At 59.1% G+C, this 25793-nt stretch carries 22 protein-coding genes; 5 read left to right on the top strand and 17 right to left on the bottom strand.

The annotated features are described in order from the left end of the window. Nucleotides 1-292 precede the first annotated feature (292 nt). The 4 genes from IDH41_RS26740 to IDH41_RS31605 all read left to right on the top strand — a co-directional run bounded on the left by IDH41_RS26740 (nucleotide 293) and on the right by IDH41_RS31605 (nucleotide 3136). Nucleotides 293-970: a GntR family transcriptional regulator gene (locus IDH41_RS26740; RefSeq protein WP_190866657.1), complete on the top strand. Its 678-nt coding sequence runs from the start codon at nucleotides 293-295 to the stop codon at nucleotides 968-970. A 19-nt stretch (nucleotides 971-989) separates the two neighbouring features. After that, nucleotides 990-2072, top strand: a complete 1083-nt coding sequence (gene uxuA / locus IDH41_RS26735; protein ID WP_190866655.1) for a mannonate dehydratase — start codon at nucleotides 990-992, stop codon at nucleotides 2070-2072. After that, nucleotides 2069-2923 (top strand): SDR family oxidoreductase, encoded by an 855-nt coding sequence (locus tag IDH41_RS26730; RefSeq protein ID WP_190866652.1) that lies wholly within the window; start codon nucleotides 2069-2071, stop codon nucleotides 2921-2923. Before uxuA ends, IDH41_RS26730 begins: the two co-directional genes overlap by 4 nt. Nucleotides 2924-3007: 84 nt before the next feature. Beyond that, nucleotides 3008-3136 (top strand): DUF6254 family protein, encoded by a 129-nt coding sequence (locus IDH41_RS31605; RefSeq protein ID WP_223830094.1) that lies wholly within the window; start codon nucleotides 3008-3010, stop codon nucleotides 3134-3136. Nucleotides 3137-3675: 539 nt separating this feature from the next. Here the strand turns inward: IDH41_RS31605 and IDH41_RS26725 are convergent. From IDH41_RS26725 to IDH41_RS26715, 3 genes are all read right to left on the bottom strand, one after another. Next, a complete protein-coding gene (locus IDH41_RS26725; protein ID WP_190866650.1) occupies nucleotides 3676-3963 on the bottom strand; it encodes a 4a-hydroxytetrahydrobiopterin dehydratase in 288 nt (95 codons plus the stop codon). 27 nt (nucleotides 3964-3990) lie between these two features. Then, nucleotides 3991-4197, bottom strand: a complete 207-nt coding sequence (locus IDH41_RS26720) for a helix-turn-helix domain-containing protein (RefSeq protein WP_190866648.1) — start codon at nucleotides 4195-4197, stop codon at nucleotides 3991-3993. A gap of 73 nt (nucleotides 4198-4270) precedes the next feature. Beyond that, entirely contained in the window at nucleotides 4271-4558 is a 288-nt protein-coding gene (locus IDH41_RS26715) for a HesB/YadR/YfhF family protein (protein ID WP_190866646.1), read from the bottom strand. Nucleotides 4559-4706: 148 nt separating this feature from the next. On the opposite strand from IDH41_RS26715, the gene IDH41_RS26710 reads away from it, so the two are divergent. Continuing rightward, complete coding sequence (locus tag IDH41_RS26710) at nucleotides 4707-5312, top strand: NAD(P)-dependent oxidoreductase (protein ID WP_190866644.1); 606 nt, start codon at nucleotides 4707-4709, stop codon at nucleotides 5310-5312. A gap of 92 nt (nucleotides 5313-5404) precedes the next feature. On the opposite strand, the gene IDH41_RS26705 is transcribed toward IDH41_RS26710, so the two are convergent. The 14 genes from IDH41_RS26705 to IDH41_RS26640 form a co-directional block, all read right to left on the bottom strand. After that, nucleotides 5405-7099: a hypothetical protein gene (locus IDH41_RS26705; RefSeq protein WP_190866642.1), complete on the bottom strand. Its 1695-nt coding sequence runs from the start codon at nucleotides 7097-7099 to the stop codon at nucleotides 5405-5407. Nucleotides 7100-7141: 42 nt separating this feature from the next. Continuing rightward, nucleotides 7142-8185, bottom strand: a complete 1044-nt coding sequence (locus IDH41_RS26700) for a glycoside hydrolase family 88/105 protein (RefSeq protein ID WP_190866640.1) — start codon at nucleotides 8183-8185, stop codon at nucleotides 7142-7144. Continuing rightward, nucleotides 8182-10539, bottom strand: a complete 2358-nt coding sequence (locus IDH41_RS26695; RefSeq protein WP_190866638.1) for a helix-turn-helix domain-containing protein — start codon at nucleotides 10537-10539, stop codon at nucleotides 8182-8184. The genes IDH41_RS26700 and IDH41_RS26695 overlap by 4 nt, the downstream gene beginning before the upstream one ends. 28 nt (nucleotides 10540-10567) lie before the next feature. Further along, a complete protein-coding gene (locus IDH41_RS26690) occupies nucleotides 10568-12160 on the bottom strand; it encodes an extracellular solute-binding protein (protein ID WP_190866636.1) in 1593 nt (530 codons plus the stop codon). Nucleotides 12161-12235: 75 nt separating this feature from the next. Beyond that, nucleotides 12236-13114 (bottom strand): carbohydrate ABC transporter permease, encoded by an 879-nt coding sequence (locus tag IDH41_RS26685; RefSeq protein ID WP_190866634.1) that lies wholly within the window; start codon nucleotides 13112-13114, stop codon nucleotides 12236-12238. A gap of 24 nt (nucleotides 13115-13138) precedes the next feature. Then, on the bottom strand, nucleotides 13139-14158 hold the full coding sequence (locus tag IDH41_RS26680; protein WP_223830093.1) for an ABC transporter permease: 1020 nt from the start codon (nucleotides 14156-14158) through the stop codon (nucleotides 13139-13141). Nucleotides 14159-14700: 542 nt separating this feature from the next. After that, entirely contained in the window at nucleotides 14701-15585 is an 885-nt protein-coding gene (locus IDH41_RS26675) for an ROK family protein (protein ID WP_190866632.1), read from the bottom strand. 67 nt (nucleotides 15586-15652) lie between these two features. Beyond that, on the bottom strand, nucleotides 15653-17932 hold the full coding sequence (locus IDH41_RS26670; RefSeq protein ID WP_223830092.1) for a GH32 C-terminal domain-containing protein: 2280 nt from the start codon (nucleotides 17930-17932) through the stop codon (nucleotides 15653-15655). Between the two features lie 23 nt (nucleotides 17933-17955). Beyond that, nucleotides 17956-19467, bottom strand: a complete 1512-nt coding sequence (locus tag IDH41_RS26665; protein ID WP_190866630.1) for a glycoside hydrolase family 32 protein — start codon at nucleotides 19465-19467, stop codon at nucleotides 17956-17958. Nucleotides 19468-19563: 96 nt separating this feature from the next. Then, nucleotides 19564-21198 (bottom strand): ABC transporter substrate-binding protein, encoded by a 1635-nt coding sequence (locus tag IDH41_RS26660; RefSeq protein ID WP_190866628.1) that lies wholly within the window; start codon nucleotides 21196-21198, stop codon nucleotides 19564-19566. A gap of 113 nt (nucleotides 21199-21311) precedes the next feature. Beyond that, nucleotides 21312-22208 carry a carbohydrate ABC transporter permease gene (locus IDH41_RS26655; RefSeq protein WP_190866626.1) on the bottom strand — a complete coding sequence of 299 codons (897 nt, stop codon included), beginning with the start codon at nucleotides 22206-22208 and terminating at the stop codon, nucleotides 21312-21314. A 14-nt stretch (nucleotides 22209-22222) separates the two neighbouring features. Continuing rightward, nucleotides 22223-23191: an ABC transporter permease gene (locus IDH41_RS26650; RefSeq protein ID WP_190866624.1), complete on the bottom strand. Its 969-nt coding sequence runs from the start codon at nucleotides 23189-23191 to the stop codon at nucleotides 22223-22225. A gap of 220 nt (nucleotides 23192-23411) precedes the next feature. Beyond that, nucleotides 23412-24419 carry a LacI family DNA-binding transcriptional regulator gene (locus IDH41_RS26645; RefSeq protein ID WP_223830091.1) on the bottom strand — a complete coding sequence of 336 codons (1008 nt, stop codon included), beginning with the start codon at nucleotides 24417-24419 and terminating at the stop codon, nucleotides 23412-23414. A 369-nt stretch (nucleotides 24420-24788) separates the two neighbouring features. Further along, entirely contained in the window at nucleotides 24789-25730 is a 942-nt protein-coding gene (locus IDH41_RS26640; RefSeq protein ID WP_190866623.1) for a VanW family protein, read from the bottom strand. Nucleotides 25731-25793 lie beyond the last annotated feature (63 nt).

Genomic DNA, 25793 nt, shown 5'->3' with positions numbered 1-25793 from the left:
TGCTAGCTACGAGGCGGCTTGGCCCCTACCCCGACCGGACTTTCACCGGCTAGTTGTACCCAGCTTTGCTAGGCGCGCACGGACACGAGAGACGTTATTGGTGCGAAATATTGGATTTCACGCTTCAAATAGGCGGAATAAGGCCGCTCATGTCCGTTACATTTTGGGACAGACCATATTCGGTCAAATAACGGCTCCGGAGTCCGTTAGATCTTCGTTCGTCTAAAAAAGCTATTTCCGCTACCATACTTGTATGGTAGTATGGTAGTGTAAGGCTGAAAGGATGGATGACATGGATTTTGGTGTTCGCTCGCAGCCGGTTTCCGCCCGGGACGCGGTCTACGCACAGCTCAGGGAACAGATTTTAAAGCTTGAGCTGCCGCCGGGCACGCCGCTGTCCGAGAACGAGACGTCCGTCTTGTTCGGCGTCAGCCGGACTCCGGTGAGGGAAAGCTTCCTCCGGCTCGCGCAGGAGGGGCTCGTGCAAGTGCTGCCGCAGCGCGGCACGTTCGTCTCGCTGATCGATACGGCGCTGGTCGAGGAGGCGCGGTTCATGCGGGAGCAGCTGGAGCGGGCGGTGATCCGGCTTGCGTGCGGCGAGTTTCCGCAGGAGGCGCTTACGCGGCTGGAAATGAACATCCGGCAGCAGGAGGTTTGCATCGAGGCGCAGGACGACAAAAGCATGTTCGAGCTCGATGAGTCGTTCCACCGCATTTTGTTCGACGGCTGCGGCAAGCGCAATATTTGGGCCGTCATGCAGCAGATGAACGCCCATTTGAACCGAAGCCGGATGCTCCGGCTCGTCGACGATCACAACTGGGCGCATTTGTACGAGCAGCACCGGCTCATGCTGGAAGCGGTCAAAGCGAAGGACGGAGCGGGCGCCGAGCGGCTCATGACGGAGCATCTCAGCTTGAACATCGCGGATCAGGCGCTGCTCAAGGAGAAATACCCGAATTATTACAAATGACGACGGAGGCTGATGAAACGTGAAAATGACGTTCAGATGGTTCGGCGAGGGGAATGACACCGTTCCGCTCAGCTACATTAAGCAAATTCCGGGAACGGACGGCATCGTCTGGTCGCTGCACGACGTGCCGGCCGGCGAAGAGTGGCCGATGGAGCGCATTCTCGAGGTGAAGGCGCAGGCGGAGAAGGCCGGCCTTCACATCGATGTCGTTGAAAGCGTTAACGTGCATGAGGACATTAAGCTTGGCCTGCCTTCGCGCGAGCGGTACATCGAGAATTACAAAAGGACGATCGAGAAGCTGGGCACCGCCGGGGTCAAAGTCCTTTGCTACAACTTCATGCCGATCTTCGATTGGCTGCGCACCGACCTGCATAAGCCGATGGGCGACGGCGCGACGGCGCTGTTCTATGAGAGCAGTCGGATCTCGGACGTCGATCCCCTCAAGCTGGTCGAGGACATCAACGCGAACTCGGCGCTCACGATGCCGGGCTGGGAGCCGGAACGGCTGCAGCATTTGACGAAGCTGTTCGAGTCTTACCAAGGCGTGACGGAGGAGCATCTGTGGGAGAACCTGAAGTATTTTCTAAGCGAAATCATTCCGGTCGCGGAGCGCAGCGGCATCAGAATGGCGATCCACCCGGACGATCCGCCGTGGCCGGTATTCGGCCTGCCGCGGATTATGACGTGCCAGGATAATTTCAGGCGGTTCCTGAAGCTGTACGACAGCCCGAATAACGGCATTACGCTCTGCAGCGGCTCGCTGGGCGCGAATCCCGAGAACGATATTATCGCCATGATCCATGAATTCGCGGACCGGATCCCGTTCGCTCATATCCGCAACGTCCGCGTCTACGAGAACGGGGACTTCATCGAGACGTCGCACCGCACGCAGGACGGCAGCGTCGATATCGCCGGTATCGTGCAAGCGTACCAAGAGATCGGGTATACGGGCTATGCCAGACCGGATCACGGCCGGCATATTTGGGATGAGCAGTGCAGGCCGGGATACGGTCTCTATGACCGCGCGCTCGGCATCATGTATTTGTGGGGCTTGTGGGACGCGTACGAGCGCGTCTCCGGAAAGGAGGCGGCTAGCCAATGACGCAGCTTCCGATCCACGAATCGCTGGAGGGCAAAGTCGCGGTCGTCACCGGCGGCGCGGGCGTATTATGCCGGGTCATGGCGATTGAGCTTGGCCGTCAGGGCGCCAAGGTGGCGATCCTGAACCGTACGGTGGAGAAAGGCGAAGCCGTCGCGGAGCAAATCCGTTCCGCCGGGGGCGAAGCGATCGCCGTCGCTTGCGACGTCACGAGCGAGGAAAGCACGCGCGCCGCGGGTCTTGCCGTGCTAGAACGGCTTGGGCCGTGCGACATTCTGATCAACGGCGCGGGCGGCAACCACCCAAGCGCGAATACGACGCATGAAACGTTCAAGCCGGAGCACAAGGACGCGGAAGGCGTGACGACGCTGTTCAACCTGAGCATCGACGGCTTCCGGAACGTGATGGACTTGAACTTCGTCGGCACGCTCATTCCGACGCAAATCTTCTCGGAGCAGATGCTTGGCCGCCAAGGCGCCGTCATCATCAATGTATCGTCCATGAGCGCGCCTTCGCCGATGACGAAAGTTCCGGCCTACAGCGCGGCGAAGGCGGCGGTCGAAAATTTCACGAAGTGGCTGGCCGTGCATCTTGCGGAGTCGGGCATTCGGGTGAACGCGATCGCGCCGGGCTTCTTCTTGACCGAGCAGAACCGCAAGCTGCTCACGAACGAGGACGGCAGCCTCACCGAACGTTCGGGCAAAATCCTCTCGCATACGCCGATGCGCCGCTTCGGCAAGCCGGAGGATCTGCTCGGCGCCCTGCTCTGGCTCGTCGACGAGACGAGCGCGGGCTTCGTAACCGGCACGACGGTTCCCGTCGACGGCGGATTTTTGGCTTATTCGGGCGTATAGACAGCGGCTGTTCGTTCCTCTGCCTCCCTGTATGGAAAAGGCTGCATTATGCCAACCTACAGGTGGAAGGGAGGGGAAGCAGCGATGACATCGCCCAAAAACCGCCGTGAGAACGCCTGGAACCAGCGCAAGCAAAATCAGCAGCCGCACGGCAAAGTGAAGTCGTTCGACGAGCTGAGCCAGCCGGACGACGGCTCGAAGGCCAAGGAATAGCGGTTAGCTGCCGCTGCGAATACGGCAAAACCTCCATCCTCTTCTGCCTGCGGGAGCGGATGGAGGTTTATTCGTTCTGCTGCGTTCGGCGATCGGCTTGCCTCCGCCCCGGTTATTCCGTCTGCCTTGGCTCTGGCTGCACTTACCTTGGCTAGTTAGGATGTTTAGTTACTCGAAAAGCTGCGAATGTGCAGCATTGCACCATCGACGAGTCAGCCCGGACGGAGTTCCTGCGATTGTGCAGGCATTCCGGGACTTGAAAGTCCAATCGAGCATTCTGGACGAAAAAAGCTGCACATATGCAGGCACATGCATCACGCGGCTCGTATGGCGGCCAAAAACCTGCACATTTGCAGCAAATTTGCCGGCTATGGCGGGAGGCGGCCGTTTGGGAGACGGCTAATACATTCCTATCCATCACCTGAAGACGTTTCGGATACCGCTCGTTTGCCGCATTCGACAAGCTGGCAGCCGCTTTGAATGCCGCCGCGATTTTATCCGCACCAATAAAGACACAGAGCCCACGCGCTTCACGGCGGCTAACCTTCCGAATAAGCTCCGTCAAACGCCGCAGCCGCGGTGAAATCAAGCGCGGTCAGCCCTCCGGCATGCCACGACGTCATCCGCAGCGTCACCAGCTTATAATCGATCGCGATAAACGGATGATGATTATGGCTCTCCGACAATTCCGCGACGCGGTTCACGAACGCGATGGCGTCCGTGAACGCTTTGAACCGGTATTTTTTGACGATCCACTTGCCGTCTTCAAGCTTCCACCCCTCGATATCGGCGAGACTGCGCCCGATCTGCTCCTCCGACAGCTTCATCCGGTCCTCCTCCTTGTGCTTATCCGTTCATTCGAATTCGTAGAGCTCCTCCGTATTGCATCCGATCGTTCGCGCGATCGCAACGGCCGTCTTCAGCGGCATGATCCGCTTGTTGTCGATATAATCGCCGATCCTCTCCGGCCTCATGCGCAAATCGGCGGCAAGCTTCTCCCGCGACATCCCCCGCTCCGCCAGCCTCTCGGCAAGCAGGCAGCGCCCTATCGTTACCTTCATCGTTAAGCGTCCTCCGTTAAACCAATCTTTATCGTCATTGTTTCCAAATCTGGAAGGTTCTATGAAGGTTTGCTTACTCGACCGTCATCTTAATTTCCTCGTACCTCTCGTCGAACGAGATGCGCAGCGATTTGCCGTCCAAGTACCATAGATTGTCTTCCTCCATATAGAAGGTGACGCCTTCTACGACTTCGCTTACCCCGACGCGCATCGGAGTATCCTTAATGACGCCGAGCGACAGTCCGGGATGAACGCTGCCGCAGCCGCCCAAGCGGACGTACACGCGGACCGAATCCCCGTCCGATAATCCCATCTCCGTCTTGTACCAGCGCGCCGCCGGCTGCTCCACTCTTATTTTCATCGCTGTCAGCTCCTTTGTCTTTGCCTATATATTAATGAACGGGCGATCGACCGTCAATAACGAGCCAAAGTGCCTCTTCCTCGGAACATTGATCTTTGAAGCGGCAAGTACTAGAATGAATTTACTTGCTCGTTGGAGGTTCGAACAAATGAAGCTGTTAATTATTGGGGCAACGGGAAGAGTAGGGCGGCAGGTTCGAACAATCGCGGAGCAGCGCGGCGTGAACGTGCGGCTGTTCGTCCGCTCCGGAGACGGGCGCCATCCCGATCTCGCGGAGGGAGACGTCCGGAACAAGCGGGACGTCCTGGCCGCCATGACCGGGGCGAGCGGCGTCATTAGCTGCTTGAGCACGGAAGACGGAGGCACCCTCATCGAAGGGACGCGGAATATCGCGGAGGCGATGCGCGAGCGAGGGACGACGCGTCTCGTGACGATCGGGACGGCGGGCATTCTCGAAAGCAGCGCGGAGCCCGGCTTGCTCCGCTACCGCTCGTCCGAGAACAGGAGAACGACGACCGCGGCCGCGGCCGAGCACCATCAGGCCTACGAATATTTGAAGGAAAGCGGCCTCGAGTGGACGATCGTTTGCCCGACGAGGCTCGTCGAAGGAGAGCGGACGGGCGTGTACCGGACGCTTGCCGATAAACTGCCGTTCGGGGGGACGACTATTTCCTTTGCCGATACGGCCGAGTTTGCGCTGAACGAATATTTTAGCAGGCAGTTCGTGCATGCAAGGGCGGGCATCGCCTATTGAGAGGTTAACCGCCGCATGGCGGCTGATCGCCGATGCCGCCGGCATCGGAAGAGCGGCCCATCGTTTCCGGCAGGAAACATGGGGCCGCTCTTTTAGATTTCGACCGGACGCAAGCTTAAAGCAAACGTCTCCTTCGCCTCGCCGCTTCCCGTTACGGTCAGCCGGTCGCCCTCTCGCCGCAGGGACGGCGCGGGAAGTTCGTCTTCGCCTCCGATCCGAAGCGAGAAGACGAAGCCCGCTTCCCTCATTTTGCGGAAATCGATCGTTCTCCGCTCTCCCGAATAGACGACGAGGTCGACGCCAAGCTTATCTTCGCCAAGCTCGTTCACTTCCCACTCGAAAGCCCGCTCTTCCGCCGCCTCTTCCCGGAAGGCCGCGAACCAGGCATGCACGTCGATCGATTCCTGGCCGATGATTATTCGCGCCGCGCTTCCGTCCGCAACCGCCCGAACTCCGGCCAGCCGCCCGCCAAGCTCGAGCCTGATCCGGAAATCCGACGCCTCGATCCGCCCGTCGATCCGGTCGAGGCCCGGATGCGTATCGCCGCCGTTCGCGAGAAAGTCGATCCCGAACAGCACATCGCCCCGCCGCTGCCTGCTCTTCAGCACGGCCGAGCAGTAATCGTAGCCGTCGTGCAGGAAACGAAGATGCGCGTAGGCCGGCTCGCCGCCATTGTCCACGTAAGCGAGCAGCGCCCGCTTCTGGTTCCATAATATTTCATGATCGAAGCTGCCGAGCGAATAATGCGGCCGCATCCAGGTCGTCGCCCATTTGGCCGTATCGGCAAGCTCCTCGCCCGCGTAAAGCTGGCGCAACTCCCTCTCCTCCGAAGCGACGAACCATTCCGAATACTCCGGCGGACACGCGATGCCGCTCTTGTACCATTCCGTGTCGTATGGAATATTATCCCAGGGGAAGAAGCTCAGCTTGCCTCCGGTCGCGATCTGCAGAAACGCTTTGCAGGAATCGTTAAGCAGCGTATTGTAGCAGCGGCTATGCGGACCGGACCATTGCTTCGTCCCGGCGTGGAAATGCTCGGCCACCGTCTTCCAGGTCATCCGGAGCAGCTCGCCGCTAATCCGCTTCGCCTCCGCGCTCGCCGTCTCCGCCATGATTTTGGAAAGCTCGAGGATCGCGATCTGCGTATACGTCGGGCTGTTATATTCCTGAAATACTTGCCTCTTCTCCGTATGCTCGTACAGCTTCGTCAGCCTCCGGAGGCCGTATTCCGCATACGCCCGCTGCCCAAGCAGCTCGCCCGCGATCATCGTGACGAATGCGCCCATGATGGCGATATTCGTATAGGAGGGACCGACGTCCCGCTTGATGATCGCGTCGCAAGCGAAGCCGATGGCGCGGACGACCGATTCGCGCAGCTCCGCCGGGAATCTGTGGCCGTGCCGCTTGACGGCCAGCACGAGCTGCTTGCCGATAAAGTCCGCCCAGTTCCAATCCGGCGGCGCCATCCGCTCGAGCGGCTCCTCATAGAACCAGGACCATATGCCGAACGTGTCCCGGCTGCGGTCCCGATCCTGAAGCGACACGATCCGGCCGATCATATCGTATGCCCGCTGCTCGTATTCCGGCAGCTCCGTATCGAGCAGCGCGAGCGCGTAAATCATCGTGTCCCGTGTCGAATGAATGAAATCCGCCTGCTTGATTTGCGTATGGTAGCCGGGACTTGAGAATTTCGACCGCAGCATGCGGAGTTCCCCATTGTAGCGCGGCTCCATCGCGGCCATTTTGCCGATGATCATTCGCTTCGGATCCGGCATTTGCGTTGCCATTGCTTGCTTCACCCTTCCCTTGCCGTCGAGCGGCGCCTTCCTTTATTCGATCGCAAGCGCTTCCGTCAGCAGCTGCATCGTCAAGCCTTGCCCGTACAGCGTCGGATAGGTCTTGATTCGATTGTAGGCCTCCGCCGATTCCATCACCGGCGTGCCGCCCGACACGCCGGCGACTTCGCCGTTCGCGCGGATAAGCGGCAGCAGGCCTTCCACCGTCAGCAGGGCACTCGCGGCGTAGGACGGGTCCACCAAGCCGATTCTCGCCGCCTTGACGAAGCCGCACGCAATGCCCGCGCTGCCCGACGATTCCTTGTAAAAATCCGGCCTGTCCAGCACCGTGTGCCATAAGCCGCCTGCCGCCCGATAGGACAGCAGCCCCTTCGCGAGCGCCGCGTAGCGGCCGTGAAGTTCCTCCGGGATATCGACCAGTCCGCCGATCTCCTCCACGATCTCGGGAACGGCCAGCGCGATCCACGCGTTCGCCCGCGTCCAGCGCACGGCCGACATATGATCGCCCGCTTCGCAGTTCCAGCCGTGGAACAGGACGCCCGTCTCCGGCTCCTGCAGCAAGCGCAGATGAAGCATCGTCTGCCGCAGCGCCTCCGCCGCCGCTGCCCGGTCGCCCGTCAGCCCGGCATGCCGGGCTATAAGCAGGACGGCCATATAGACCGTATCCGCCCATGCCTGCTCGCGGAATTGCACCGACTCCGTCACCGTATGCTCGAGCGCCCCTTCCCGCGTGCGCGGCGCCTCGTTCATCATCCAGCGGACGATTTCCTCCGATTGCTTCAGGTACCTCTCCTCTCGCGTCAGCCGGTACAGCTCGGGGAAAACCGCGAACGGCGCCATCGCGTTGATCACTTTCGCGCCGCCCGCCTTCTCCTTATTCCGCTCCGCCCATTCCCGGACGTAGCGGATGACCGGCTCCGACCCGGTCCGCTTGCCGTACGCCATAATCGAGACGATGCCGACGCCCGGCACCCAGTCCCATTGCTCGATGTCCATCCCCCATCTGCCCTTATGGTCGCCCGTCATATAAGCGAACAACGACTCCAGCTTTGCCTCCAGCAGCCTGTGATCCGTCATAGCTCCACCTCCGAAACGTCGGATTGTCCCGCGGGCTTGTTCCGCTGACGGAATTCGGTCGGCGTCAGCCCCGTCGTCTTCTTGAAGAGGCGGACGAAGCTGTTCACGTTCGTGTAGCCGACCTGCTCGGCGATATCCTTGATCATCGCCTCCGAATCCGTCAGCAGCGCCTTCGCCCGGTTCATCCGGATATCCATCAAATAATCGATAAAATTGCATTCTTCCTGCTCCTTGAACAGCTTGCTCAGATGGGAGACGCTGATATGGAACTCGCTGGCCAGCAGGTTAAGCGATAGGTCGCTGCGCATATAGTGCTGCTCCAAGTACCGCAGCACCTTGTCGATGACGTCGTTCTTCTCCCGCCCGCTGCGCTTCGCCTGAATGCTTGCCATGTAACGCTCTAGCGCCTCCATCGTAAAACGCTCCAGCTGCTCGAGCTGCTCGTACCCGCCGAGCATCTCGTACATGCCCTCCTCGGGGAACAGCTCCGAGGGGTCCACGCCGATCTCCGCCGCGGCGGTCGCCGCCTTCATGAGGCATTGCACGATCAGCTGCCGGATCATCTCCGGCCGGACGTTGTTGTCCGAGAACGCTTCGAACCATTTGGCGACCTGCTGCCGCAGCTTGTCGCGATCGAGAAGCTTCACCGATTGGACCATGCCGTCTGTCATCCCGAACAGCCGGTAGTACTGCGGCGACGGCTCGTTCGTAATGTCTTCCATCGTAATGATCGAATTGCCGCCTAGCACGAGCTTGTAGCCGAGCGCGTCCAGCGATTGCTTATACGACTGGTGAATGTCGCCAAGCCCGCTGACCGCGTTGCCGATGCCGATCGTAATCGTCCGGTTGAAATATTCGCGCGCGAAGTCCTTCATCAAATCCGCCACCGCTTCCGCCCGCATCGCGTGACGCTCGCCGTCGCCCTCGTCCTCGAAGCTCATGACGACGACGCATTTGCCGTTGTCCATCTCGGCGGCGATCCCTTTGCTCTCGGCGTTCATCAGCTCCTCCGCCACATTGCAGAGCGCGTAGGAATACAGCTGCAAATCGCGCGGCGTCGGAATCTCGTTTTTATTATCGAATTCGACGCTCATGACGACGAAATGCCCGCCGTGCAGCGACAAGCCGAGCATATCCATATACGGCTGAAGCGCGGTCGCCGACTTGCGCCTGCTGGTGAGCAGCTCCTTGAGCAGCTGCCACTTGATCATCGGCTTACTCTCGTTGAACTGCTTGTTCAACAAGTTCCGGTCTTCCAATATATGCTGCACCGTCGATTCGAAATACTGAAACTCATCCGAATACTTCCGGAAGGCGGGACCGCGGGCGTCCTTCTTCAAATGGTTCGTCATCGCCTGAATAAAGCGGTTCACCGGCTTGAAGGTCCATCTCCCCACCACCGTCGCCGAGGCCGTCGCGACAAGGAACAGGACGACCGCCAGCAGGATCAGCCCCTTGCGGATAATCGACAGCGGCCGGATCAATTCCGCCTCCGGCATGACGTGCACGATTTTCCAGTCGGCCTGCTTCGTCCTCGCGTAGAACAACGTCGACTTCGTCTGCTCGACGTCGGCGGAGAAAGCGCCTTCGGCGCCGTTCTCGTCCAGGATTCGGCGAATGTAAGGAAATTCGCTGATATCCTTGCCGAGCTTGCTCTTATCCGCATGCAGCACGACGACGCCGTCGCCGTCGATGATGAACGTCTGCCCCTTCTCCTCCGCAGTCGCGTTCCGGATCAGGTCGTACAGCATTTCTTCCTTCAAATTGACGGCGATGGCGCCCTTGCGAGCGCCGGGCTTATGGATGAGCGGGTAGGTGCGCACCAGCGTCACCACGTTGCGGAATATCGGATCCTCCGCCCGGTTCAGCGTCAGCCTGCGCGTCGTCATCCAGTCCATGTACCCTTCGAATTGCTGGAACTCCGCGATCCATTGGTAGTTTTGCATCAGCTCCTGCTCGGTCAAGTCGTTGCCGGTGACGAGCTTCTGCTTCGGGTACGAATACATGTCGATGGACAAAATGTACCGGTTGCTGTTGATCACGTTGTAAATGTTATTGGAGATGCGCACCTCGTTGTTCAAGCTCTCCGCATCGCCGAGCTCCCGGTCGTAGAAATGGATGACCTCCTCCGAAGCGATGAGCGATACGGCGGAGAAATCGATTTGCCTCAGAACCAGCTCGAGCTTGTCATTGAGCTGCCTGAGCAGCTCCATGTTCGTACTTGCAAGCTGGCCCTTCAGCTGATTGGTGAACAGATAATACGTCAAAAAGATTGAGGAGGAGACGAGAAGGAACAGCACGACCGATAAGATCGTTATCGCTTTCGCCAACCGCTGATTCTGAAGCTGCTTCATCGTCTCCTACCCCCACTGTGATGATTCGTTATTCGAACGACGCTTTATTCTCCTCGTACCAGGCGCCCGCGATTTCCTCCGCCTTCGCGCCGCCGAGGCGCTCCCATTCCTTGCGAATTTCGCCGAGCGCCCACTCGGCCGTATATTTGGGTCCTTGCGTCGTGGCCTTCGCCCGGATCTCGTTCAGGAACGTATCGAACGTCGAACGGATTTCGTTAATTTCGTCGAAGTTCGGCTGGAACGGAATGTCGCGGCGGAATTCGTGCAGCATCGCCGTGTTCAGCGCGTCCGCGCTCAGCTGCGCGATCTGCTGCGACAGCGGGTCGCCGGCCGCCTTCAGCGGCAGGTCCTCGGCCTTCACGTTATCCTGGCGCAGCACCGCGTACTCGGCCGCGTAACGGACCTCCTTCTCGAACTTCGCGCCGTCGAGCTGCTTCGGAACGCCGTCCGCCATCTCGTAATGGACGTCCTCCATGCCGTTCATCAGCGTGAACCAGCCCTTGTCGACGAGCCAGTCGAGGTACCGGACGGCGGTCTCCGGGTCTTTCATATCTTTGCTGAAGGCGATGAAGAACAGCGGCGGCGCTTCCTGATACGTGCCGTAATGGCCGTTTTTCGTCGATACGGCTTCCAGAGGAACGGGCCTTGCATCCGGCACCGTCGTCAGCAAATCGCGGTTGAGCGGCTCGTTGCTCCACTGTCCGAGCAGGATGCCCGCTTTGCCGGTCGTCCATAATTGATTCGAGCGCTGGTTCGTCGTATCGGTCAAATATTCGCGGTCGACGAGCCCGAGGTCGTAGAGCTCCTTCTCCAGCGCGATCGCGTCGGCGTAGCGGTCGAGCGTCGCGCCGAGCTTCATTTTGCCGTCCTCCAGATACCAATGGTTGAACACCGCTCCGTGCAGCGCCGCATAAATATCCGACTTGTTGCCGCCGACGATCGGCGTGCTGTCCGGGTAATGCTCCTTGAACTTCTTCGCGACCTCGACGAGTTCCTCGATCGTGGTCGGCGCCTTCAAATTCAGCTCATCCAGCCAGTCCTGCCGGATCCACATCGCGTGGTTCGCCACCGCCGTAATGGCGCGCTTCGACGCCACCGCGTACATTTCGCCGTTGAAGTTCAGATAAGGGACGAGCTCCGGATTTTGTTCCAAATATTTTTTGTACGAGATGCTGTACTTCTCGATATAGTCGCCGATCGGCTGTATCGCCCCTTGCGAGACGAGTCTGCCGATATAGTTGCGGTCGTATTCCCAGATCAGGTCGGGCGCCTGCCCGGACGCGATCATAATGTTGAGCGTATCCTGCGCCTTGTTGCGCGGCACCGGAGCGAACGTCACCTCGATGCCGGTTTGCTCGCGGATCCAGTCGACCCACCGGTTCTCCTCGTAGGTGCCTTCGTCGCTCGACACTTGGCCTCGGTCGAACATCGATACGCTTAGTTTCTTCGGCGCGCCGCCGCTCTTGTTCCCCGTATCGCCCGTAGTCTGATCGCCCGCCGGCGCGCCGCCGTTGCCGTTTCCGTTTCCGTTGCCGGACCCCGAGCACGCCGTCACCGTCAGCATCATGATCAAGATGAGCAAACCTGCGAGCTTGCCGCCTCTTTGTCGGTTTGTCAACATTTCGTAGACCTCCTTGAACGTTATCGTTATTATATCATCCCGCCTATGAAAGCGGGTTCGATATCGTGCATTGCGTTACCCTTTGACCGAGCCGAGAAGCACGCCTTTAATGAAATGCTTTTGCAAAAAAGGATAGACGCACAGGATCGGCACGATCGCGATGACGATCGCCGCCGCGCGGATACCTTCCGGCGTAATGAGCGTCTGCGTCACGCCTTCCCCGGCGCGCAGCATTTCCGGGCTGATCAGGTCGATCATTTGGTACAGCTTTACCATCAGCGACATTTTGTCGGTGCTGCGGATATAGATCAGCACGTTCATGTAGGAGTTCCACCAGCCTACCGCGTAGAACAGGGTAAGGGCGGCGAGCACCGGCTTCGATAGAGGCAAAATAATTTTCCACAAAATAAGCGCCTCCCCCGCCCCGTCGATCGCGGCCGATTCCTCCAGCTCCTCCGGCAGCCCTTCCAGGAAGGACTTCAAGACGAACATGTTGTAGGCGCTCATGAGCCCCGGCAGCCATAACGCCCAATAGGAATCGACGAGGCCGAGGCCGTTCACGACCAGGAAGCTCGGGATGATCCCGCCGCTGAACAGCATCGTGAACAAGATGGCCATGAGCATCGGATTACGTCCTTTCAGCCGCGTTTTGGACAGCGGATAGGCGGCCATAACCGTAAAAAGCATGTTAAGCGCGGTGCCGACGACGGTGATGACGACCGTGTTCTTCATGGCGACGACAAGCTGGCCGTCCCGCAGCAAATTTCGGTACGCGTCGAGATTGAACTCGATCGGCCACATGAACACTTCCGCCGCGTTGATCGCCCGGCTGCTGCTAAGCGACGTCGCGATAATATTGACGAAAGGAAATAAAGTCGCGTACGCGCACAGCGCCAGCAGCACATAAACAAGCCGCCGCAGCCAGCGGCCCGATTCGCTAGCACGTCGAACCATCGATTGTTCCTCCTCTCCCTGTCGTCACCATAAGCCCCGCTCCCCCATCGCTTTGATGATCCGATTGACGGCCACGACCAGGATAAGCGCGATGACCGACTGGAATAGGCCGAGCGCGGTCGTGTAGCTGTACTGCAGGTTAATGATGCCCCGCGTATACACGTACGTGCTGATGACCTCGGATACGCTCGATACCGCGTTATTGCGAAGCACGAATACTTGCTCGAAGCCGACGTCCATCATTTTGCCGACCTGGAGGATGAGCAGGATGGCGATTGTGCTGCGAATGCCCGGCAGCGTGACGTGCCAAATTTGCCTCGCCTTGCGCGCGCCGTCGATTTTGGCCGCCTCGTACAGCGTCGGGTCGATCGAGGCCATCGCCGCCAAGTAGAGAATCGTGCCGAAGCCCGCTTCCTTCCAGATGCCGGAGGCGATGAAGGAGATCGGCCACCAGAGCGTGTCCGCGAGAAAATAGACCGGCTCGAGACCGAGCAGCTTCAGCACGTAGTTGACGAAGCCGGTCGACGGCGACAGCAGCGCGATGACGATGCTGCCGAGCGCCACCCACGAGATGAAATGCGGGATGTAGAGCAGGTTTTGCAGCGTTCGTTTGTACCATTCCGCGCGCACTTCGTTAAGCAGAAGGGCGAGGAGGATCGGCGCGGGAAACGCGAACACGAGGTGGTACGCGTTCAGCAGCAGCGTATTCCGCAGCACGGCGTAGAAGTCCGCGCCGGAGAACAGCTTGACGAAATTGTCGACGCCGACCCACTCGCTCCCCCATATGCCGTCCGCCAGCCGGTAGTCCTTGAAGGCGATGATCTCGCCGAACATCGGCCCGTATTTGAATAGAAGCAAATAAGCGGCGACCGGTACGAGCATGCCGTACAGGAAGCGATTCCGCGACAGCTCCTTCCAAAAAGACGTCCGCCGGCCGCGCATGACCGGCTGCCCGCTCGCCCGCCCGGTCTGCCTAGCTGGCCCGGCTGGCGCAGCTGGCTGGGCTGATCCGGCTGACCCGGCTGGCTGGCCCGTTTGGCGCATTGTAGTTTCCCCCTTTCTAATGTTGCGGTTGTTGCGGTCCGTGGCCCGCAGACCCAACCTATCACGGCGGGCGGTCGCTGCGAAATCTTCACTTCTTGCGACGGTCTGCATGTTCCGCGAAAGCGGGCATGCATTTTTTGTGATGCTACTCTTTTTCCGCGAAAATGGGGTTTTGTGTGCGCCGGATAAGCCTGCTGGGAAGCAGTTGGGAGGCTCCGCTTGGCATTGCGCGGCAGGATGCGCGGCTGGGCGTGATGAGTCGGGCGGCACTTTGCGGGGTGTGCGGCAGGATGCGCCGCTTGGTTGCGCCCAAGTAACCAGTTAGTCTGGCAAATAAGTGCGAATACGCACTTATGGCGCTCTGGCGGCGTGGAAGATTGGCTCTGAGTTGGCAATAAGTGTAGAATCGCTCTTAGGGTCGAGAGCGCAGGCTTCGGTTGAGGAGGTTTCCCCCAGGTAGCGAGGCCGATGTCCCCTGCCTGCTCAAATAAAAACGGGCCATCCCGTAGGATGTCCCGTTTCGTCTGCCGAATAGGCAGCGCCTAGCCGCGGCTTTGCTCAAGCGCCGCCAGCCCGAGGGCGAGCGCGCCGCATAAGCCGGCGTTATCGCCCAGTCCCGGCGAGACGATGTAATCGTCGATGCCGGCAAGCAGCGGCGCCGCGCTGACGTAGCCGTTCAAGTTGCGGCTTACCTCGGCGCGGATCAGCGGCAGCAGCTGCTTCTGGTGCATGACGCCGCCGCCCATGATGACCCGCTTCGGAGACAACAGCAGGACCGTCGACGTCACGGCCTGTCCGAGATAATACGCCTCGATCGCCCAGGCCGGGTGATCCGGCGCCAGCTCGCTGCCCTTCACGCCCCAGCGCCGCTCGATGGCCGGGCCCGCCGCCATGCCTTCCAGGCAGTCGCCGTGGTACGGGCAATGCCCCTCATAGCGGTCTTCCGGATGGCGCCTCGGCAAAATATGCCCGCCCTCCGGGTGCACCAAGCCGTGAACGAGCTTGCCCTCCGAATAGACGCCGACGCCGATGCCGGTTCCGATCGTAAAATAAACGCAGCTATCCACTCCCTTCGCGGCGCCCCAGACCGCTTCGCCGTAAGCGGCGGCGTTCACGTCCGTATCCCAGCCGAACGGCACGGGAAACGCCCGCTTCAGCGTGTCCAGGAACGGAAAGCCCGACCAGCCGGGCTTCGGCGTCGTCGTTACGCAGCCGTACGTCGCGCTTGCCGGATCGATGTCGATCGGCCCGAACGTGCCGATGCCGATCGCCTCCGCGCCCTTGTCCTTGAAATAAGCGACGACCTGCTCCATGACCCGCTCCGGGCGTTCGGTCGGAAAGCTGATCCGATCCTCGATCGTTCCATTCTCGTTGCCGATGCCGCATACGAACTTCGTGCCGCCCGCTTCGATTGCTCCAATTCTCATCCTCGTTAGCTCCTCTTTCCGAATATCGCTCAAACGGCTGCCCCGCAGGGGCAGCCTTAAGCTCATGCTATAAGTATATCGAGTTCATCGTCCAGATGTCCAATGACCGGATCCTTGCGCCGCCGCTTCCCTCCAGCCGCAAGCCAAGCGAATCCGTCCGGCTCGGATACACCCTCGTCGTCAAGCTTTTCAGCCCGTTCACGTAAGCCTCGATCATGGAACGGTCCAAATAAACATGCAGCCGCAGCGCCTCTCCCGCAAGCTCAAGCGTCCCCGACTGCACGCCGCGCGTGCGCTCCTCCGGCGACAACGTCGCCTTCTCCCGGTCGACGCCAAGCTCGGCGCGCTCTCGGTCGTAATAGAGAAGCGTCTCTTCGTCCCGCGACGGGGATTGCCTAACCCATAAGCCGAGCCGCCTGCCGGGGAGAAGCTCTTCCGCCTCGAACTCGACCTTAATTTCCAGCATGTCGCCCCGCACTTCCGCGAGCGCGCCGTTCGCCTCTTCCACCGTCATATCCCGAAGCGAGCATAGCCGCTCGCCCCGCAGCGACTCCAGCTCCTTGATCGGCTCTACCCCGAGCCGGCCGTCCGGACGAAGGAAGACGCTGACCGGCAGCCCCGCATTATGCGCCCAGCCCGAATCGTATTCCAGCTGAGGAGTCCGCTCGCCCTGCGCGATCGTAAAGACGATATTGCGCCCGGTTCTCGGATCGACCATGCCGCTCGGTCCGGTGAAATGAAAGTCCCCGACGTCGATGAGCCGAGGCTCGTCATGATCCGGCACAAACCGGACCTGCCCGCGGTCAAACTCCCCGATCCAATAAAACACTTCAACATCTGAGCCCGGACCGATCGGGCTGATGAGAAACAGATGCTTCTCGCGGCCGGAAGCATCCTTGCCGAGCGGCAGCAGCACGGGCAGCTCCCACATGTTGCCGAGGTAAGGATAACGGGACGGATCGCTCACATAGAACGGCCCGTGATACGTCCAGTCGGTCATGTTGGCCGACGTATACGCCAGCGCCGTGCCTCCCTGTCCGTCCGTGCCGGAGCCGATCAGCAAATACCACAGCCCGTCTTCCTTCCATACGAACGGATCGCGGAAATCCCCGAACATGCCCTGCCCCTTCTCCTGAACGATCAGAGGCGCCTTGTGCTTCTCCCAAACCGTCAGGTCGCTGTCCCCGTCCTCCCGGAACCGGCTGCGGGCAAGCCCTACTCGCTGGTTCGGCGAAGCGCTGTCGTCGCCGGCCGTGAAGAACAGGGCGGGAACGCCGTGCTCATCGTAAGCGGCGCTGCCCGACCATACGCCGTCAGGATCGACAGCTCCCTTCTCCGGCGCCAGCGCAATCGGCAAATCCCGCCAATGCACCATATCCTCGCTTACCCAGTGTCCCCAGTGAAGTTGCGCAAAGTAAGGGCCCTGCGGGTTGTGCTGGTAGAACAAATGATAGTTTCCTTCAAAATAAATCGGGGCATGCGGCTCGTTCATCCAATGAACGGGCGGGCTGGCGTGGTACTGCGGCCGATGACGGTCCCGCAGGAGCGGCTTCCGGTCCAGCCGGATGTCGGCGGACGGAATTTCCGGCGCGGTGCCGCCATGCGGGAGCAGCGCCTCCTTATAGGCGGAGGCAATCTCGACGACGGTCAGCGCTCGGCTGTAAATGCGCACATCGTCCATCAAGCCGGCGAACATATTATGCCGGAACGCCTCGGCCAGCACCGTCGCCTGATTGTTCTTCCCGATGAGCAAATCCGCGCTATCGCAAGGGCTCATCGCCGTGCCGGCGGGCATCTCCCGCTCGGCCACCTGCTCGCCGTTCAAATAAAGCTTCATCGCGGCTTCTTCCCTGCTGAAGGTAGCGGCGATATGGGACCATCTTCCCTTCTCCAGCGGACGGTCGAGGCACCATAGCTCGTGCCAGCGTCCGCCGGCTCCGAGCTGCAGCGACCAGGAGCCGTGCCTGAACAGGCCGAGCACGTACCCTTCCGCAGCCTCCCGGTCGTGCCGGTTCACGATCGCGGACAGCCGGCCCTCAGCTCCCCACTCATAAGAGCGCGGAGCGACCCAAGCGGAAATCGTAAACGCATCGTCCAGCCTCGGCGCTTCGGCGGCCTTCCGCGTAATCCAGGTCGAATAGCCGTCGAACAGCAGAGCCCCGCCGCATACGCCGGGGCGCCACTGCGGGTCCGCTTTCTCGGTGAATCTGCCCTGAAGCAGCACATAGGACACCTCGTCGGCCAACCCGCCGGCCGCATCGAGCGCCGCGGCGCCGCTCTTCTCGTCCAGCGGCCAGTAGGCGGCAAGGCCGCCGCCGGCCGGCCGGTTCCGCATCTTGTTATCCATCGTTATCTTTCCTCCCCGTTACTCTATCGCTCATTTCGAGCCCCCGCCGCTTCGACGGCTTCAGGCGCGTAAATCGATCTTAGCGGATACAGGCGCAGCGTGCGCAGCAGCGCCTCCCCGCCTATCGCGTACAGCTCGACGCCGTCCCAGCCTGCAGGCGGGAACAGCTGGTCAGTCATAACGAGGCCGCCTTCGTCCGCAAACACTTCCACCGATGAACGGTCCAGCCACAGCTGCAGCTTGATCCGTCCGTCCTCTGCCTTCAAAGGCGCGGCATGCCTGCAGCCGAATTCGGCATGGAAATCGATCACGCCCGAATTCGAGCGGTCGATGAACAGCTCCCCGGCGACGGCGTCGTAGCCGACGACCGTTTCCTTGCCGCCTGCCAGCAGCTTGATGCCGAATTCGGATGCCGTGCCCGGCTCGAAATCCGCTTCGAGCTCGAGCAAGCCTCCCCTATGCGCGCAGAGCAGGCCGGATTCCGGCCCGATGCGCTCATTTTGCCATTCGCTGCCCGACTGGCGCAGCTGCCTGACGCCGTCAACCGGCATCTGCACGAGCCGGACCCCTTCCGTAGTCTGTCTTAACGTCAGCTTGCGCGCCAGCGTCATCGCGCCCCGCCAGCCGGACGTCGGGATCAGATTGGCGTACTTCCAGTTGTTCATCCAGCCGATGAACAGCCGCTCCGATTCCAGTCCCGGCGCATCGGACCAAGACACGCCCGCATAGTTGTCGCGGCCGTGATCGAGCCACAGCACCGTGTCCGCCGGATTGTCGTTCGTAAACGCCACGCCGTCGAATTCGCCGGTAAAATATTGCGTTCGCGACCCTTCCGGGCAACCCGAATCGTCGCCGATGCTCACGATCATGACCCACTTCGAGGCGCCTTCCCCGCCTTCGACGGGCAGCTCGAACAGGTCCGGGCATTCCCATACCCCGTCATGCGAGCCTTCCCGCGCGCCGAACTCGCTCGCGAACGTCCACGCCAACAGATCGGGCGAGCGATAGAGGAACAGCCGGTCGCCCGCCGCCAGTACCATGATCCACTGCTCCGTCCCCGCATGCCAGAACACCTTCGGATCGCGGAAATCCGCGAATCGCTCGTCGGCAAGCACGGGATTGCCCTCGTACGGAATCCACGTGCGCCCGTTGTCCTTGCTGTAGGCGACGCTCTGCCGCTGCTTGGACAAGTCCGAGCCCGGTATCGTCTCCGTCTGCGTGTAGATCGCGACAAGCCCTGCTCTCCCGTCGAAGAAGCCGCTCGTATCGTTCCAGTCGACGACCGCGCTGCCCGAGAAAATCGTCCCGTTATGATCGGGATACAGGGCGATCGGGAAATGCTCCCAATGCGCAAGATCCGTGCTGACCGCATGGCCCCAATGCATCGGCCCCCATACGCTGCTGCCCGGATGATGCTGATAGAACAAATGGTATTCCCCGTCGTAGTACACCATGCCGTTCGGGTCGTTCAGCCAATTGGAGGCCGGCGTAAAATGAAACTGCGGTCGCAGCGGTTGGTCAAAATGATGCTTCATCGGTTTCTCTCTCCTCTTATCCAAAACGTATGACGGCCGGTCCGGACGAGACCGTCAATGACGGCTCCATCCGGCACGGCTTGTATCTTCATTCAATTACTTTTGCGCTGCGTTGTAGCGGTCAAGGGCGGTTTGATACAGCTCCATCAGCTTGCCAAGACCCATATCCTCCACCGTCTTCACGTAGCTGTCCCAAGCTTTGTCGTCCACGCCGTCAACGATGAATTTCGCGCGCTGCGTATTCACGTATTTGATCAGCTCGGGCTCGATTTGGTTGATCGTATCCAGCTCTTCCGGCTCGAAGAAGATCGTCGGATAGTTTTCTTTTTCCATGAACGGCTCGTAGTACTGCTCCAGATCCTTCTTCCGCTGCTGAGCGCGCGGCTCCATGTCGACGATCGTTCTGAAGTGCTCGGCCGTGATGACGCCGGCGCCGTTCGGCGCGACCTTCTGGCGGAATTCGCCCATCGATACGCCTTCCTCGAGCGGCAGGTTCACGAGCTTGCCGTTTGCGTCTTTTTCATAAATAATGCCGATCGGGCCCCAATGGATTTGCGCGGCCATGTAAGGCTCGTACTGCTGGTCGATCCAGCGCATCGTCACTTCCGGATTTTCGTTGTCCTTCGTGATGACGAAGGCGTTTCTGCCCGGGCCTCCGCCATTGCCTCTGCCGATCGTCTGCTTGCCCGTCGGGCCGGTCAGCGGAGGAACAAGCGCATAGTTGGCGGCTTGCGCCGTGCCGACGACCTCCTCGATTTCCCACCAGACGTAGGAGCCGAGCGTCGGATCCGGCGTCTTTCCTTTGGCCAGGTATTGAGGAGCGTCCTGATTGAACGATTCCGGATCGATCAGCCCTTGCTTATACCATTTCTCGTTGAAGTATTTCAGCGCTTCCTTGTATTCCGGCTGCGTAGCGGTAAAGATGACTTTGCCGTCGCGGACGATCCGGTGCTCGAGATTGTCCGGCAGGCCGAACGCGCCGAACAGGCCGGCAATATCCATGCACCACTGCATATGCATGAAGCTGAGCGGAATTTCGTCGGCTTTGCCGTTGCCGTTCGGATCCTTCGTCTTGAATGCGACGAGCGCCTCGGTATACTCGTCCAGCGTTTCCGGGAATTTCAGTCCCAGCTTGTCGAGCCACTGCTTGTTGATGACGTGGAAGAACGGGTTCGTGCCGAGCTCGTTCTCCTCCCAGGTCGGCAGACCGTAAATATGGCCGTCCGGAGCGGTAATCGCCGCTTTGATGTCCGGTCTTTCCTCAAGCAGCTTCTTCAGGTTCGGAGCGTACTGATCGATCAGATCCTCAAGCGGAATAATCGTGCCGTCTTCGCCGTACGTGATCAATTCATAATCGGAAAATTGCGAGGCGTAGAAGGCGTCCGGCAAATCGCCGCTTGCAAGCAGCAGGTTTTTCTTCTCGGCATAATCCGTATCCGGAATGTTGTTCCACTCGATATGAACGTTCGTATCGGCCTCCAGGCGCTTGAAAATTTCCATTTCGTTATACTCGGGAGCAAGCGCGGCTTTCGGGGATACGATCGTCAGCGTCAGCTTCTCGTCGACGATCGGCAGTCCTTCCTCGTTGAAGCCCTCTTCGGCCGGAGCGTTCGTTCCGCCGTTGGCGCCTCCGTTGTTCGCCCCCTCGTTGCCGTTTCCGCCGGAGCAGGCGGAAAGCGCCAGCCCTGCCCCAAGCAGCAGGCTTACTGCGATAGACCCTGACTTTTTCATGTGTAGTGATCCTCCCTTAATTGGTTCTTTCTATTTATCTATCATCATCCGGGCCCGGTCCTCTTCGGACGCGAGACCCGGCGATAACCGCCGTCAAACGGCCGAAGCCGCCATTACCCTTTAATGGAGCCGATCATGACTCCCTTGACGAAATAGCGCTGCAGGAATGGATACAGGATCAGCAGCGGCAGGCTGGCGATAATGATGACGCCGTATTTGATCAGCTCCGTTACCCGAAGCTTGGCGGCATACGATTCGACGTCGATCATCATGCTCGAGTTCACCTGATTCTGGACCAGAATGTTCCTCAGGACGAGCTGGAGCGGAAACTTCGATTCCTCGTTCAAATAAATCATGGCGTCGAAAAACCCGTTCCAGAAGCCTACGACGTGATAGAGCACCATTACGGCGATAATCGGTTTGGACAGCGGCAGCACCATGCCGAGAAAAAACCTCGTGTTCGAGCAGCCGTCGATAAAGGCGGCCTCCCGCATTTCGTCGGGTATCGTGCTTTGGAAGAAGGTACGCACGATAATAATATTGAACACGCCGGCCGCGCCGGGGACGACGAGCGCCCAAATCGTATTGATCATGTTCAGGTCCTTGATCAGCAGGTAGGTCGGAATCAGTCCGCCTCCGAAAAACATCGTGAACATGAAGAACCACATAAATGCGCCGCGTCCGACAAAATCCTTGCGCGCCAGCGGATAAGCGGCCATCAAAGTAATGGAGACGCTGATCGCCGTGCCTACGACGGCGTACAGCAGCGAGTTGCCGTAGCCGACCCAGATGGCCGAATCGGCGAAGATGCGCTCGTAGCCGTCAAGCGTCAAACCCTTCGGCAGCAGCCATATTTCTCCGGAATAGATCAGATTCGGGTCGCTGAAGGATGCGATCAGCACAAAATAAAGCGGATACAAAATCAGCAGCATGCCGATGGTGAGCAGCGTATAGTTGATGATGTCGAATAGGACATCGCCTTTCGTTTTGCGTGCAAGCAGCGAGTTCATCGCCCTTCTCCCCCTTACCACAAGCTCGTTTCCGTCAGCCGTTTGGCAGCCCGGTTCACCGTTACTAGAAGCACTACGTTAATGATCGCATTGAACAAGCCGATCGCGGCGGAGAAGCTGTACTGCGCCTTCTGGATCCCGAGCTCGTACACGTATGTCGGAATAATGTTCGAGGCCGCGTAATTGAGGTCGCTCTGCATCAGGTACGCCTTCTCGAAGCCGACGCTCATGACGTTGCCCAGCGCCAGCACCATCAGAATGATGATCGTCGGCATAATGCTCGGCAAGTCTACGTGCTTCACCCGCTTCCACTTGCTGGCCCCGTCCATGACGGCCGCCTCGTGAAGCTCGGGATTGACGCCCGCCAGCGCCGCCAAATAGATGATCGTGGCAAAGCCCGTTTCCTGCCAGATGCCGGAGAGGACGTACAGCGGACGGAACCAGCCTTCGCTAGCCATGAACAGCACCGGCTCGCCGCCGAAAAACGCAATGATATGGTTCACGATGCCGCTGTTCGGGGACAGGAACACGCCCAGCATCCCGACCAGGACGACCGTAGAAATAAAATGCGGCGCGTAAATGACCGTCTGCACGAATTTCTTGTACCGCTTCGCCAGCATCTGGTTCAGCATCAGCGCCACGATAATCGGAATCGGGAAGCCGAATACCAGGGAATACAGGCTGAGCAAAATCGTATTTTCCATAATCGGCCAAAAGTTGTACGCTTCGAAAAACCGGATAAAATGCTCGAAGCCGACCCATTCGCTGCCCCAGATGCCCTTGCTTGCCCGGAAATCCTTAAAGGCGATTTGCACCCCGTACATCGGGTAATACTTGAACACCAGATAAATGATCACCGCGGGGAGCATGAACAGGTACAGCTCGTAATTTTGCCTGATCTTGACCCGGATTTTACTGCGGCGCGCGGCCGTTCTGCTTTCCTTCTCTTGCCGCTGAAGACCCCCCAGCTCTGCCGTCTTCATCTTTCATTCCACCTTCCGCACTTGCGCAATCGTTTACGTAAACCTTGAATTTGGCCTGATATTGTTTTTTTAAGCCGTAATTGTCATAGCCAACGTTTAGTTAAACGTTTACGTAATCGTTTGTCTAGATTATAAGCGCTTACACTGACGGGCGTCAAGAGCATTTTTTCGACGCTTCCGGTTAGGCGTAATCGTTTGCAAAATCAGGCAAAAAAAATAGTCAGCTCGATTGTCTGACTACGAGTTTGGCCGTCAAACGATGCACTTGACGGGGCAGCGCCGCGTTGTTGATCCGCTCAAGCATGACTTCCGCCGCTTTCACGCCGAGCTCGAAGGCCGGCTGCTCAATGACCGTCAGCGGCGGGGACGTAATGCGCGTCCACTGAAACGCGTCGTACGCGACGACCGCGATTTGGTCCGGCACGGCGATCTTTTTCTCCTGCAAATAAAACATAACGCCCATCGCCATGACGTTGTCCGTCACGAAAATCGCGGTAGGCCGGTGCCTCATCAGCGACTCCGTCAGCTTGTAGCCGCTTCCGAGCGATACTTCTCCCATGCCGATCAGGTCCGGTTCGGCATCCAGGCCCGCTTCGGTCAAAGCTTCGAGATAGCCGGCGAACCGCTCCTCCGTCGTGGTCAGCATATTCGGCCCGGACAAGTAGGCGATTCTTCTGTGCCCTTGGCCGATCAGCATGCTCACCGCTTCCTTGGATACGTTCTTGTTGTCGACGACGACGCAATCCCGCTTCCCGCTGTCATGGGGAACCCGGTCCAAGTACAGGACGGGGTAATCGCCGAACAGGCGCTCGTAATCGGGCTCCCTCCCGGCCGGCGCCATAATGAGGCCGTCGATCATTTGGGAGCCTAACATGCGGATCTCGTCGGCCTCGTATTCCTCCTCCTCGTGCGAATCGGACAGCATGAGATGATACTCTTGCTGCTTCAGCACGCTCTGGATGCCCGCCGCGACCGACATGAAAAAATAATTCGACGTTTCCGAGGCGAGAATCGGAGCAAGAAACGCGATGACGCGCGACTTGCGGCTTCTTAAGGAACGCGCGACGGAATTAATGCGATAGTTCAAATCCTCCATCGCCTCATGCACCTTGCGCTTCGTCTCCTCGGACACGTACCTCGTGCCGTTGATGACATGCGACACCGTCGCCGTCGACACATTGGCCTGCTTGGCCACGTCCTTGATGCTTATATTTTTGCTATCGCCCATTTCCTCACACCCAAGTTATTCGTCTATTGTTGCAAATCGTCTGCGTCGCTTTATACGTAAACGTTTACATAGTCTAACTTTATGTGAATCGGAAAGGTTTGTCAATCGCAAGTTGCGCTAACGGACTCAGCAGCCGCTATTAGGCCGAAAGAGGACGATTTGAATAGGTAACGGACTGGAGCGACCTTATTCCGCCTAATTGGGACAAGAAATAAGGAATAACAAGCCGATAGCGGCTCTCCTGTCCGTTAAAAATGATAAGATAACCGTTTCATCGAAATAAGAGCTCTCATGTCCGTAAAAATTAAAAAGTCCGCGGACTTGTTACTATCGCCTCCGGACCGGCTCGTCTATCCCGGCAATGGCCGGTTAAGGCTGCTGCCGCTTCATCCCGTTCACGTTCATGTCCAGCCTGATCTCCTCCGGCAGCTTCTTCGAGGCGCTCGGCACCTCGCGCTTCTTCACTTCCAGCATTTCCGAGGAGCAAAGCGCCACGCTTACCTGTCCGTTTCTGGCAAAAGCCCGGATCAGAACGGGCTGGCTGTAATTGTTCGTAAACACGAAATCCGGTCCGTACCAGCTGACTGTCGCGTCACGCCCCGGCGGCACGTACGGCACGTGGCGGCTATGCGAATACCGCTCGACGATTTTGAGCCCCGCCCGGTCGACCGCGTTGTATAGCGTCGAGGAGATTTGGCAGATGCCGCCGCCGACATCCTCGTACACTTCGCCCCTTACGATGACGGGCGCGCGCAAATAGCCCTTCTCCTTCGTCCGCTTGCCGACGACCTCGTTGAACGAAAATTTCTCGCCGGGAAATACGACGTAATTGTTGATCGCCTTGGCGGCCAAGGCAATGTTGTACGACCGGTTTTTGTTGCGGCTGTTGTAGTAGGTGACATACTGCCCGATCCGCCTCGCTTTGATCGCGGACAAAATTTCGCTGTCCACCTTCGGATAAGTCGTCAGAAGCGGAACTTCCAGCCTCGTCGCCTCTCCTTCATAGACGAAGCCATACAGCTGCTTCTTCAAGCTTAGGCGGTCGAGCCTGCTGCCGGTCTTCTCCGGCACGATTCTGCCCGCTCCGTCGAGGGTGGCGTTAACCGGCTTGCGCACCGTTTTTTTGTCCACGGCATCCATCAGCTTGTTCAATTTATCGTCGTCCACGAGCGGCACCCCGGGAAGGGGATGAATATAATCCTGATTCCTGAATTCGGCGATCGGTTGTCCCTGCTGCTCGATCGACAACGTATCGGGCCGCTCCGCGGGCTGCATCAGCATTAAAAGGGCCAAAATCCAATCCCAACCCATATTCCGTCAGCTCCTAAATCAAAAAGTAACCGGCTTAGTATGTTTCAAAAACGGCGCGGACAT

Origin of the sequence: Paenibacillus arenilitoris, assembly GCF_014705655.1 — a bacterium.
GTDB classification, from domain to species: Bacteria; Bacillota; Bacilli; order Paenibacillales; family Paenibacillaceae; genus Pristimantibacillus; species Pristimantibacillus arenilitoris.
This window is presented reverse-complemented; position numbering and strand designations above follow the sequence as displayed.